The 12,579-nt window shown below is 40.7% G+C and carries 10 protein-coding genes; 7 read left to right on the top strand and 3 right to left on the bottom strand.

Annotation, left to right across the window (positions count from 1 at the left end):
* Window positions 1-13: 13 nt before the first annotated feature.
* Window positions 14-1,381, top strand: coding sequence for an ATP-binding protein (locus tag HXT27_RS02080; RefSeq protein WP_103043361.1), 1,368 nt, complete (start codon window positions 14-16; stop codon window positions 1,379-1,381).
* A 62-nt stretch (window positions 1,382-1,443) separates the two neighbouring features.
* Here the strand turns inward: HXT27_RS02080 and HXT27_RS02075 are convergent, their stop codons facing one another.
* Together HXT27_RS02075 and HXT27_RS02070 are read right to left on the bottom strand one after the other, a co-directional pair.
* Window positions 1,444-3,060, bottom strand: coding sequence for an ATP-binding protein (locus HXT27_RS02075; RefSeq protein ID WP_103043362.1), 1,617 nt, complete (start codon window positions 3,058-3,060; stop codon window positions 1,444-1,446).
* Window positions 3,061-3,693: 633 nt separating this feature from the next.
* A complete protein-coding gene (locus HXT27_RS02070) occupies window positions 3,694-5,931 on the bottom strand; it encodes an RNA degradosome polyphosphate kinase (protein ID WP_075523914.1) in 2,238 nt (745 codons plus the stop codon).
* Window positions 5,932-6,620: 689 nt separating this feature from the next.
* Between HXT27_RS02070 and HXT27_RS02065 the strand changes: the two genes are divergently transcribed.
* The 6 genes from HXT27_RS02065 (at window position 6,621) to HXT27_RS02040 (ending at window position 10,971) form a co-directional block, all read left to right on the top strand.
* Entirely contained in the window at window positions 6,621-7,352 is a 732-nt protein-coding gene (locus HXT27_RS02065) for an MIP/aquaporin family protein (RefSeq protein ID WP_075523913.1), read from the top strand.
* A 138-nt stretch (window positions 7,353-7,490) separates the two neighbouring features.
* Window positions 7,491-8,540, top strand: coding sequence for a glutamyl-Q tRNA(Asp) synthetase (locus HXT27_RS02060; RefSeq protein ID WP_103043364.1), 1,050 nt, complete (start codon window positions 7,491-7,493; stop codon window positions 8,538-8,540).
* Window positions 8,541-8,619: 79 nt separating this feature from the next.
* Window positions 8,620-8,892 carry a hypothetical protein gene (locus HXT27_RS02055; protein ID WP_075523911.1) on the top strand — a complete coding sequence of 91 codons (273 nt, stop codon included), beginning with the start codon at window positions 8,620-8,622 and terminating at the stop codon, window positions 8,890-8,892.
* Window positions 8,889-9,197, top strand: a complete 309-nt coding sequence (locus tag HXT27_RS02050; RefSeq protein WP_075523910.1) for a hypothetical protein — start codon at window positions 8,889-8,891, stop codon at window positions 9,195-9,197. Before HXT27_RS02055 ends, HXT27_RS02050 begins: the two co-directional genes overlap by 4 nt.
* Before the next feature lie 32 nt (window positions 9,198-9,229).
* The gene (locus tag HXT27_RS02045) at window positions 9,230-10,042 is read left to right on the top strand and encodes a YggS family pyridoxal phosphate-dependent enzyme (protein WP_103043365.1); all 813 of its coding nucleotides are present in this window, start codon (window positions 9,230-9,232) and stop codon (window positions 10,040-10,042) included.
* 116 nt (window positions 10,043-10,158) lie between these two features.
* Window positions 10,159-10,971 (top strand): fumarylacetoacetate hydrolase family protein, encoded by an 813-nt coding sequence (locus HXT27_RS02040; RefSeq protein WP_103043366.1) that lies wholly within the window; start codon window positions 10,159-10,161, stop codon window positions 10,969-10,971.
* Window positions 10,972-11,088: 117 nt separating this feature from the next.
* Here the strand turns inward: HXT27_RS02040 and HXT27_RS02035 are convergent, their stop codons facing one another.
* Window positions 11,089-12,372: a hypothetical protein gene (locus tag HXT27_RS02035; protein WP_103043367.1), complete on the bottom strand. Its 1,284-nt coding sequence runs from the start codon at window positions 12,370-12,372 to the stop codon at window positions 11,089-11,091.
* Between the last annotated feature and the right edge of the window lie 207 nt (window positions 12,373-12,579).

The raw sequence follows: 12,579 nt of genomic DNA, 5'->3' as shown, positions 1-12,579 counted from the left end.
AAAAGAGTAAGCCATGGAACGACTAGCATTACAAAAATTAATCGCCTGGAACATAAAGCCGAATCGTAAGCCGCTAATTATATGGGGTGCGCGCCAGGTTGGTAAAACATATCTAGTAAAAGAGCTGTTTGCGGAAAAATATTATAAAAATAGTTATATTTACATCGATCTTAAAAAAGAAGATGAGGTTCGTAACTTTTGCGAAAGCACAGCAAACGCAGAAAAGATTATAGAATATTTGTCTTTGCGATTTTCAAAGCCTATAGATGAAAGCACGTTGCTGATTTTTGACGAGATTCAAGAATGTCCAAACATTATTTCGTCGCTTAAATATTTTTGCCAAGATTTTAGAAAAATTCGCGTAATTGCAACAGGCTCAATGGTACGTATTAAATTGCATCGCGAATCTCGCAAGCAGAATGCTGAAAAAACAGCAAAAGACCAATTCCTTTTTCCTGTAGGAAAAATCGACCAGATAACAATCTATCCAATGACCTTTGGAGAATTTCTACTAAATAACAACAGCCTTCTATATTCAAAGGTGCGTGAATCTTATGATTCTAAACAAGCGCTGCCTACAGAAATTCACAATCTTGCGTTAAATGAAGTGTATAAATATCTGCTAATTGGGGGCATGCCAGAAGCGGTAGAAGCATATATTGAGCGCAAAGATTTACTAGAAACGCGTGAGATTTTGCGCTCGCTGTATGACAATTATCTTGCGGACATGGAATTGTATCAGGCAAGCAGTGAGTCAATTTTAAGATCTCGGCTTCTATTTGAAAATATTTTTAGGGAGCTTAATAAGGAGTCAAAAAACTTTTCAGCTGGTCTTATTAAAAAAGACGGTAGAACTAGAGATTTTGCAACGTCTATTCAGTGGCTGCTTATGACTCATATTGTTAATCAGTCGTTCCAACTCAAAGAGCATGTAACTATGCCACTTATGCAAGAGAATGAAAGCAATTTCCGACTATTTTTGTGCGATATTGGCATGTTCTCGTATCAAAGCGGAGTGAATGCAGCATCTTTTATTTCAAACGAAAGAGATAATACACTATCTGGTATTTTCTTTGAAAATTACGTTGCAAACGAACTTAGCGCAAATGGTTTAAAACTGTTTTATTGGCGTGGAAAATCAGATTCAGAATTGGAATTTATAGTTGAATCAAATAACAAACTTTTCCCGATTGATGTTAAAAAAGGCAGAGGAACACTTAATTCTTTAAATAAGTTTGCAACGCATAACAAGTTTGAGTTCGCAATAAAAGTTTCTAAAAATAATTATGGTTATGACGCAAATCAGAAAATTGCGACTATGCCATTTTATTTCATGCCGTTTGTGGCTGGCGATTTGGCAGCTGGAACGCTTGAGATTTAGTGTAAGTGAGTGGCGCGTGTGGACGTGCGGGCGCGCGGAGTTTAGTATTGACTTAGAGCAAATTAGTTGCTGATTTTCGCATATTTACGCTGCTTACTTGTTACTTTTCCTAGTGCTTTTACTTTATTTTCTGCAATTAGCTTACGCAAATGTCGTCTGATTGTTTCTGGAGACTTTTTAGTTAGTTCAGCTAATTCTGGAGTTGTTATTGTAGAGTCAACAGGTATAAGCGTTAGCAAAATATCGTCATTTAATGGATTCCTTTTGCTTTCCGATTGCGTGTGTTCAACTTGTGTGTAATTTTCTACTGTTTGTTCAGTGCCATTGTGTTCGTCAACATAGTTTTTGTTAGAATCCGTTATTTGAGAGCGATTTACTTGATTTATGTAATTTATGTTGCTAGGAAGTTTTGCTTTTGCGCGTTGCAAAATCACACTAAAAGATCCAAGTTTAGGTATGAATTGTGGTTTTGGCAGCGACCACGCTTTCATTTCGTTAATCATAAACGCAATTCCGCTACCTTGACCTTCGACTACACCTGCTCCAATTCTATTTGCTTCGATTGGTGCGTATTGTGCCAATTGCATAAGTGCGGCATTTCGGCACTTCGATTCGCCATCGTCAATGTTATCAAGCGTTTTTCCTCCCCATAATCCTCCAGGATTTGTCACAACAACCCTGTCTGGGAAAATGTCAACGCTTACAGGCTGACCTTGAAAATATTCGTGATATTCTCTGTGAATTACTGCATTAGCTATAGCTTCACGTAGAACTTCGCGCGGAATCTCCGATTCTTCTATGCGTTCAACGCCGTTAATAAATGTGCTAACTCGAAGATTTTTAATGACCGCGTTTACTGCATCCTCAATCATTTCTGATATTGCTCCGCTGCATTCTTCGCGGTCTATAAAACGTTGCACTCCAGTCGAAGATTTTTCTGTTCCAGCGTGAGCTGTTACGTCAATAAATAATCGCGGGAAAAATTGCTGTGGATAATTTCCAAGAGTTAAAAGTCCTGCCATTCGTACGCGCCCTTGCTTATCTGTAATATTAAGACGCGCAAGTTTTTCATCTTCTGTTGTAGTTCCGCGCAAAGCTTTGGAGTTCGCTCGTCTTGCTATAAGATTTTCGACTAAATCTTTGTTTAAATCAGATTTTGTAGCTTCTTTAACAATCGACAAATCTATATCGCTTGGACGTAACGCGTTTTCTATTTCGTAAACTTCATCATTCGACATTCGAATGTCTTTATCGTCAACGCGCTTGTAACTCCCGCCTTTATCTCCTTTAGCTGTAATGTAGCAAGGCTTTTTATCGGCAGGGTTTTCGTAGATTTTTATGGCTAGAATTTGAGAATTATCGTCTACGATTACTCTTTCTAAGTTGTATCTTGGAGGATATGTTAGCCGTGCTCCGTTTGCGCCACCATCGCCTATTCCTTCAATAAATTGATCGCGAACTTTGTTAATATCAAAGTTTTTTGTTGGAGAAAAATTATTGCTTTCATCTAGTCCTAGTAGTAGTGTGCCGCCATTTGTATTCGCAAAAGCGCTTACTGTTTCCCATACACTTACGCTGAGCTTTACGTCACAGCTTTTTGCTTCATAATTGGAGTCATCTGTTTTTTGTAGGCGCAAGCGTTCGATGGCGTCTTTAATTTGTTCGTTTACGATTGCCATTGTTTGCTCCTTGATTAGCTGTGGTTATGTGTGGTTAGTCGTGATTTTCTAATGCTTAAATTTGTTTTTGTAGTTAGGTTCGGAAGTTTCTTTAGTAATTGTTTTGCTGATATTTTGTTAGCTGGTTTGTTTCCTCTGCCATACGTCACTGTCATTATATCACGGTCATGACTGTGATAAAAGTGCTGTGACTGTCATTTTTCTCGTCTATGACAGTGATTTTTGTATGTATGACTGTCATTTTTTCTATTTTGAACGTGATTGGCTATATTTTGACGGTGATTTTACGTATTTTGACCGAGATGTGTCTACTTATGACAGTCATTTTGACTTCTGTGACTGTGATGATTTCATTTATGACTGTGATGCTGGTGCTCTGAGTCAATCGGATATTTCTGTTATATAACCCAAACTTCCTAAAATTTTCACTAAGATCACAGTGTAAAACTTCCCAAAACTGGCAAATAATGACGTAAAAAACATCCTAAAACTGGCAAATGGTGACGTAAAAGATTTCGGCTATTGCTGTAACGCTTGATATTTAGCCAGATTAGAAGGTGCAGTAAAAACAACAAGAGCCAGAAACATGTTACTGAATCTGACTCTTGCTTATTGTTTATTAGTTTATTGTGCTCAGTTTGAACCGCGAGGCTTACGAGTGTGAGTGCGAATCAAGTAAGCTTGACTGTCTACTAGCGGACGGCCTTCTTTGTCGCGTGAATGTAATGTATATGTGCCATCGCCATCCATCCACCATGAAACAGTAGAATCAGCCATTTGTAAATCAATGTATTGAATCAATGCTTCAACTTGATCTGGTGCGCTAATTCGAACCAAAGTTTCAACGCGGCGGTCAAGATTGCGGTGCATCAAATCAGCCGAGCCAATCCACACTTCTGGGCCACTTGCAGGACCATCACCAATCTGAGGGCCGCAAGAATTAGCGAACGCGTAAATGCGGCTGTGCTCAAGGAATCTTCCAAGAATGGAGCGAACGCGAATATTCTCACTCAAACCTTCAATTCCAGGCTTAAGAGAGCAAATTCCTCGTTCAACAATATCGATTTTTACTCCAGCTTGTGAAGCGCGATACAACGCGTCAATAGTCTGCTCATCGACTACAGAATTGACTTTAATCTTAATCCATGCTTCTTTGCCTGCAAGAGCTGCAGCTTCCTCGCGCTGAATTCGCGCAATAATACCCGTGCGAACTGTACGAGGAGCAACAAGCAAGCGATGGAAGCTTGACTTTGGAGCATATCCTGAAAGCTGGTTAAACAAGCGAGTTAAATCTTGACCAACTACAGGATCGCAAGTAAGCAATCCCAAATCTGTGTAAAGGCGAGCAGTCTTAGGATTGTAATTACCTGTACCAACGTGGCAGTAGCGGCGTAATCCTTCTGCTTCTTGACGGACAACAAGCGAAAGCTTGCAGTGAGTCTTCAAACCAACAATGCCGTATACAACGTGAACGCCTGCGCGTTCGAGCTTGCGAGCCCAAGCAATATTTGCGTCCTCATCAAATCGTGCCTTAATCTCAACTAATGCAAGTACTTGCTTTCCAGCATGAGCTGCGTCAACTAGTGCATCAATAATTGGAGAATTGCTAGATGTGCGATACAAAGTCTGCTTAATTGCCAAAACCTTCGGATCTGCTGCAGCTTGAGCTAAGAACGCTTGCACAGACGTAGAGAAGGAATCATATGGGTGATGTAGCAAAATATCATGTTCGCGAATTGAAGCAAAAATATCTTGAGCGTGGCTAGTTTCAACTTCTGCAATCTGTCGATTTGTAGTTGGAATAAACGGACGATACTTCAAATCTGGTCGGTCAAGTGCCTGTAATTCAAAAAGAACTGTCATGTCAAGAGGTGAAGGCAAGCGATACACTTCTTCAGGACTTACGCGCAATTGGTTTGCAAGAAGTTGAGAGAGGAATGGGCTAGCTTCATCTGAAATTTCCAAGCGAATAGGCGGTCCGAATCGTCTACGTAGGAGCTCCTTCTCCATTGCGTTTAATAGATTTTCTGCATCGTCTTCCTCAACGTCAATATCTTCATTGCGAGTAACGCGGAATGAACGAGCTTCTTTAATAATCATGCCTGGGAAAAGTGATTCCAAGTGTGCTGCAATCAGCTTCTCCATAGTAATAAATCCGTAGCGCTCTTCGCGGCCTTCTTCGTCAGTTAAATCGTCAACTGGTACAAGACGGTTTAAATTATCTGGAATTTTTACGCGCGCAAAATGTGATTTTCCAGAATTTGGATTTTCGACAATAACGGCCAAGTTAATGGATTTACCTGAAATGTATGGGAATGGGTGTGCAGGGTCAACGGCAAGTGGCGTAAGGACTGGGAATACTTGCTTTTTGTAGTAATCTGAAAGTCTTTCTTGCTCTGACTTAGTCAACTTATCCCAACTGAGCATAACTATGCGCTGCTTAGCAAGCTCGGGTAAAATGTGGTCGATTACATAGTGAGCATGTTCATCTTGACGGCGGTGGGTGACTTCGCTAATCGCGCGCAACTGCTGACGAGGGCTTAAACCACTTGCAGCTGTTACAGCAATTCCGGAATCAATGCGCCTTTTTAAGCCGGCAACTCTAACCATAAAGAATTCATCAAGATTGGATGCGAAGATAGCGGCAAAGTTTGCGCGTTCAAGGAGTGGTAAATCAGTGTTTTGAGCTAACTCAAGCACGCGGCGATTGAACTTTAACCAGCTTAATTCGCGGTCAAAGAAACGATCTTTTGGCAACGGTAACTCGCCCTCACGAGCTTCACGTTTTTCTGCCTTTTCGTCTTCGGCGATATGTTCTGCAATTTGGCCGCGCAGAATCGCCTTCGAGGGAGCGTCAAAAATCTGTACCATAATCCGTAATTGTATGCGTTAGAAGGGATGTATGCGAATGAGTGTCGCTTTAAATGTGATGGATTGAAGGTAATTTATCTTCGCGCGACACGCCGGTAATTATTCAATGTGAACGCAACTTAACAATAGTGCTCTTTTATATGAACAAAATGATTCAATAAAGTCATTTTTGTGAATGAAAATTAACAGTTATGACAATAATCTAACAAATAAAATTTTATTGCTATTTGTTCTTGTCAAAGTGCCCTACGCAAAGCATAATAATAAATACAAGAACAAATAAATAGAGCGGTAAACCCACAAAGGTGTATGGATAAAATATCCGTGAACGTTGAACGGAACATTAGACTTTAACCGTTGCAACGATGTTGTTGTGAAGATGAAACCGCTGATATTGTTTTTGTGAATGAGAGGCTCGCCGAAATGGCGGGCCTCTTTTGATGTGAGGGCGATTTTACTGCTTGTGCAGACTGTCGCGCGCATAAGGGAAACTATCAAAGAATAATTGTTGGAATTCATTTTCTTAGCTTCTTTGAAAATGAGGATGTATTGTGTTCCATGCTGTGCTAATCGCAATTGCGAGTTGCTAAGCGACAAGCTATTAAGCAATACTTAAGCGATGAGTCGTTAAGTTTTGGCGAGCGATTACGTGTGCGGAGTTTGAAACAGGTAAGAAGGATCGAAGGACCATGCAATATTCGTTTATGACGAAGTTGGCTGCAGAGTTTATTGGCACTGCTATTCTTATGATTTTTGGAAACGGTGCTGTTGCAAACGTTGAATTAAAAAATACTAAAGGACACCATGCTGGTTGGTTAAATATTGCCATGGGATATGGTTTTGGCGTGATGTTCCCAGTGCTAATGTTCGGAGGAATTTCCGAAGCGCATATCAATCCTGCTATGACAATTGCTCAGGCTGCAAATGGCATGTTCCCTTGGCAAAATGTTGCGCCTTATATTGTAGCTCAGCTTCTGGGTGCGTTGGTTGGCCAGCTTATTGTGTACGTAACTTATTTGCCGCACTACAACGAAACTGAGGAGCCGGGAGCTATTCTTGGTACGTTCTGCACTACGGACGCTTATAACAACAAGCTTAATTACTTCCTTAACGAATTCTTTGGCACGCTTGTGCTTGTTTTGGCAGCTCTTTGTTGCCTTAAGTCTCCATGGGGTGAGAAGAATTTAGCTGGCGCTTCAATCGTTGTTGGCTTCGTTGTTTGGGGTTTGGTGACTTCTATGGGTGGCCCAACTGGTCCTGCTTTGAATCCTGCGCGTGATCTTATGCCGCGTTTGCTTCATGCAATTTTGCCAATCCCGCACAAGGGCTCTTCTCGCTGGGGTGAAGCGTGGATTCCAGTTGTTGCTCCTACTGCTGGCGCAATCCTGGGTGTGCTTATGTACAAGGTCTTGTTTGTATAAAACATTTGTTTTTGATTGTTTTTGATTGCGATTGTAAGAAGCGCGTAATGCTAGTATGAATGCGTTGCGCGCTTTTTATTTTGCAAGTTTATGCTTATTAAGAAGGGTATTAGGAAAGATATCAGGAAAGACGAAATCATGTTTTCTAAGTCAACTATTGCAATTGGTCGTTTCGCACCGACTCCTTCCGGGCGTATGCATATTGGGAATATGGTAGCAATGTTGGCTGCGTGGCTTTGTGCAAAATCGCAAGGTGGACACATGATTTTGCGTTTGGAAGATCTTGATATTGCGCGAATGCCGGAAGGCGCGAGTGAGCAAATTATTGAAGATCTAAAATGGGCTGGTTTTGATTGGGTTGGCGAGCCTGAGTATCAGCATGAGCGAACTGCAATCTACCAAGAAGCTCTTGAAGTGCTAGAATCTTTGCGCGATAGTGATGGTGACTTGTTAATCTACCCTTGTTTTTGCTCGCGTTCCGATATTCGTGCAATTGCTGCTCCTCAAGAAGGAGATGGATTTATACGATATCCAGGTACGTGCAGAAATCTTCGCAAAACTGCGAAAGGTTTGGCGCAAATCGAGAAGCGTTTGCAAAATAATCAGCAACATTCTTTAAGGCTTGCAGCGCCTCAGGATGATTCGAGCCAAGCAAATATTGATTTTGAAGATGCGATTTTTGGATCGCAATCCTTTAATATTGCGCGTGATTTAGGTGATATGGTGATTCGCCGCGCGGATGGCGTTTTTTCTTATCAGCTTGCTGTTGTTGTTGACGATGTTTTGAGCGGAGTAAATAATATTGTGCGCGGTCGCGATTTGTTGCGTTCTGCAGCGTTGCAGATTTGGATTGGCGAGTTGCTTGAAAAGTCGGGATTCTTTGCTGCTCAAGGCATGCATTACGTGCGTCCGCAATTTGCGCATTTGCCACTTATTGACAACGCGCAAGGTGAGCGACTCGCAAAAAGTAAGCATTCATTAGATGTGGGTGCTCTTAGAGAATCTGGTTGGAGTGCCGAGCGCATGATTGGTTATTGTATGTATCTTTTGGGATACAAAATTTCGCGCCAAAATCAGCCAGTAGATATGAGTGCATCGGATGCGCTCGCGTTGTTTAAAAGCGAAAAAACGCCATGGGATTCTGTTCGCGCAAACTTAGATGACAAATACGTGCCCTTCCTCGACTAATATATTCCACTACATATGATTGCAGATAGTATTTGCCAATATTTGACGGCAACATATATTGGCATGTAATGTTGTGTATATGGATCAATATGAAGAGCCAATTATTTTGCCATCAGCTTTGAAGCATGGAGTTTCAGAAAACGATATACTTCATGCATATCGAGAATCCAGAGGACCAGTATATGTTAATTATGATAGAGATCCACCAACAATAATGTATGTTGGTCCGGGAGTTTCTGGAGCAGTTTGGTACGAGATTGGCACAGCAAGAAGACGTGGATTTCCGCAAGAACTTATAGTTCATGCGATGAAAGCAAGAAAAGGTTATTTAGAAAAGGAAGGGTTGAAATGAAATTTAGTGAACTGAGTAAAGAAGAGCAAAAAGATCTTGCTGAGTATGGCGAACTCATATCAAAGGAAATGGAAGCAAAATCGGAACCAAATCCAGGAGATCCAACTTCGGATTCTCGCTGGGATCCATCTCGCGAATTGAGCAGATTGAATTATCGCCGTCATGCAATTGAAAAAGAAATAAATGACGCTGTATATAAAAGTCGCAAAAATGGTCAATCGTGGAATACGATAGGTCGCGCACTTGGAGTTACTGCAGAAGCTGCACGTCGTAAATATAGTGATAAAATTCCTCAATTAGTGTGACTGTTTTTACGATATATAGATTGGGGCAATAAATGGCATATATGACGCAAAAAGATTTAGCGAATACTAAGGTTGATTGTGTTCGTGCGCGTCAAATTGCCGATTGTGTGCACAATGTGCAAGACGCTATCGCTCAAGCAGAATCGCACTATGGGCGCAAATCTGAGTCGGTTACGCTACTTGCTGCAACTAAAACGCGAGATGTTGGGGAGATTATGGCAGCGCTCAGAGCAGGAGTGCGAGTAATTGGGGAAAATCGTCCGCAAGAAATAGTTGCGAAAGCTGAAATCTTACGCTCGGTGGCTGCTTTAGAAGGATTAAATGTTGGTGTGAATGGCGAGATTCCACTCTACTTAATCGGTCAGTTGCAAAGCAATAAAATAAACAAAGTCTTGCCACTTGCAAATGGGATTCAGTCGGTTGATAGTGTAGAACTTGCGCAAAAAATATCTACTCGCGCACAAAATTTGGGACTTTGCACAGATGTTATGCTGGAAGTGAACGTTTCTGGAGAAGTTACAAAATCGGGGTGTGTGCCAGAACGTGCGATTGATGAAGCTCTCGCTATATCTAGCCTGCAAGCACTTAAGTTGCGCGGATTTATGACGCTTGGAGCGCGTGTGGACGATGAAAAAATAGTGAGAAGCGGTTTTGCAAAATTGCGAGAAATTCGAGATTGCGTATGCGAACAACTTACGCAGGATTCTATTGAAAATATTGTGCAAGACAACACAAAATTAGAGCTTTCAATGGGAATGTCCGGCGATTTTGAGTGGGCGATTGCCGAAGGTTCAACTATGGTTAGAATTGGTTCTGCAATTTTTGGCCCGCGCGCTTTTGTATAGTGAGTTGTTGTAGCGTGCGTTTTTGTGACGCGTTTTTGTGACGTGGAATGTGTGACGTTGAATGCAAGTGAGTTATTGCGATGCGAAATGTGTAGTGTGTTGCGTAATCTTGAACTATGAGAATTGCACGTTTTTCGTATAATGAAGTTCCGCAATACGCTTTCGTTCAAAAAGACGAAACTGATGGTAAAGATTATTTAGTAGCTCTCGAGGGTCATCCGTTAAGTCCTCAAGGAGTAAAGCCTACAGGTAAACGTTACGCGCTGGATGCGGATGGAATACGCTTACTTTCACCAGTAATTCCTTCAAAAGTGCTCGGATTGGCAAAAAATTATGACAATCGTTCTGATGAAGAATTGTCTGCATCTTCTGAAGTGTTGCATAGCGCTCAAGATATGGTGATTTTCTCGAAGCCGAGTACAAGCGTGATTGGTCCAGACGATCCAATTGTTATCCCTGCTGGCGATCACAATATGAATTTTGAGCCAGAAGTGGCAGTCGTGATTGGCAAAATTGCGCGCCGAGTAAGCGTTGACCATGCAATGGAATACGTGCTTGGCTTTACTTGTGTAAATGACGTTACTCTTACTGATTGCGCAGGAGAGGATCCCATGTGGACGCGTGCAAAAGGATTTGACACTTCTTGCCCGTTGGGGCCTTGGATTACAACGGAACTTTCATGGAATGATGCGCGCATTTCGTTTAAGTTAAATGGTGAGAATGTTCCTGAAGCTCAAGGTACAACTGCTAGATTGATTCACAATATTCCTGAGCAAATCGCAGCTATTTCAAGCTTTACAACTTTGCTTCCTGGAGATGTGATTTTGACTGGAACGCCGTATGCTGCAGGTTCTTTACAGCCGGGAGATGAGGCAATAGTTACGGTTGATGGCATTGGTTCTTTGCGAAACGTTGTTGTGAGCGAATAAGCGAATAAGTGAATAAGTGAATAAGAGTTAAAGGAAAGGGTGTCTTATTTGTAAGACACCCCTAAGTTTTTCCATAAACTGTAGTTTATTGTAGTTTGCTGTAGTTCGTTAAATCTTCTACATTTGTGGGTTAATTGCAAAATCGCCGAAATTGCAGCCACTTACTTTTCCAGCAAGAAGATTGCTTGTTGTGTTATCAAAATGCACAGTTTGTTGTAGTTTGAAATTCTTTTTGTTAAGAAAATACAACGTAGCGTGTGGCGTCTTTTCGCTATTTGCGTTATCTAAAATTGCTATAGTATTTTTAGTAGCTTGCATCCAATATCTTGTTGGATTGAAATTGTTTGAATTATTTACTGGAGTTGTGAATATAATTTGCGTTTCACCAGTCGTTATATTAATTTTGTACAATACGCCTGTGCCTTGGTCGAGTGCTAAGAGCTCGTGATCATTGAGCATTGTCCTATTCCCATACGAAATATTTTCAAAATCGTGTTTCTCGCCATAGTTATAGGCAATACGCTTATTTTGCAAGGTGAGTGGTATAAAATCGAATTTTCCTGATTGTGTATTCCACTGATTGATGCCGTATGTGGTGAAAGCGAAATCGGGATCGTCTTTTTTATATTTAGTTGTGTCCCCAAGTGAAATGATGGTGTTGTTAATGCAAGGAGATGTGTCGTTTCTTATCGTAGAAAAATTATGTACCTTAGTTTTAGAATTTTTGAGTATATGCTTGACAGGCATTGAATCTTGTAGTTTTTTGATTACAAATCCATTTGTTCCATTAAAACTATTGGTTCCATTGTCACTGGGGCTAATGGTGTACGTGCCACTCTCGCAAGCGCTAGATACATCATATATACGTGATTGCATAATATCTGTATTTTGCGGTTTGCCAAGTGTAATACTATTGAATTCGAGTTTATTTTTACGACTGCGAGTAAAACCGCGATCAAGAACGCTAATAACTTCATGCTGATTATTTTCAAAAATGCCAGCTTGTGCAGGCGTTTTTTTGCGATGCTTAATTGCAATCCGCGCGTTGCTTTTTTGTGCAAGAAAATAGTCAAATTTAGCGTCTACGAAATATAAACCATCGGTATTCCACAATATTGCAGGAGAGTCAATGGCAGAAGTGGCAATAGTTTGAGAAGTGCCATCGTTGTTGAGTAATACTATGAATCCATCTCGTTTTTTCGTCTTTTTGCCGTCAGTCATGTCGCTTATTGCAACAGCTCCAACGGTATGTGAAAAATTTGCTTCTTTATAACTAATTTCCTTAGGCATCTGTTGCCAAAACAGTAGAAACAATGTAACTGATGCAGTGATGACAGCAGAAAAGCATAGTAAGACAATAATTATCTTCTTCGTAATTGTTTTGAAAAGTTTCTTATTCATAATAGCCTCATTGTTATTGTGGATAATCTTGACTGTAACATGTCTAAAACATGCTTCTATCATATATTATTTGCAGTCGTTATTCTATTAAAAATTCGTACAAGTCGTAATCTCACCTTAAGTGTGCAACGTGTGTTTGAGGTGTGTGATGTTAATTTATCCCTTGATTTCAAAACTTGAGTGTAGTAGACTCAAGTTTTAGAAATT

It is taken from the genome of Gardnerella bivia, assembly GCF_049262715.1.
In the GTDB taxonomy this organism is placed as follows: Bacteria; Actinomycetota; Actinomycetes; order Actinomycetales; family Bifidobacteriaceae; genus Bifidobacterium; species Bifidobacterium vaginale_A.
Note: the sequence above shows the minus strand (reverse complement) of the source record. Positions and strands in the feature narration are given on the sequence as shown.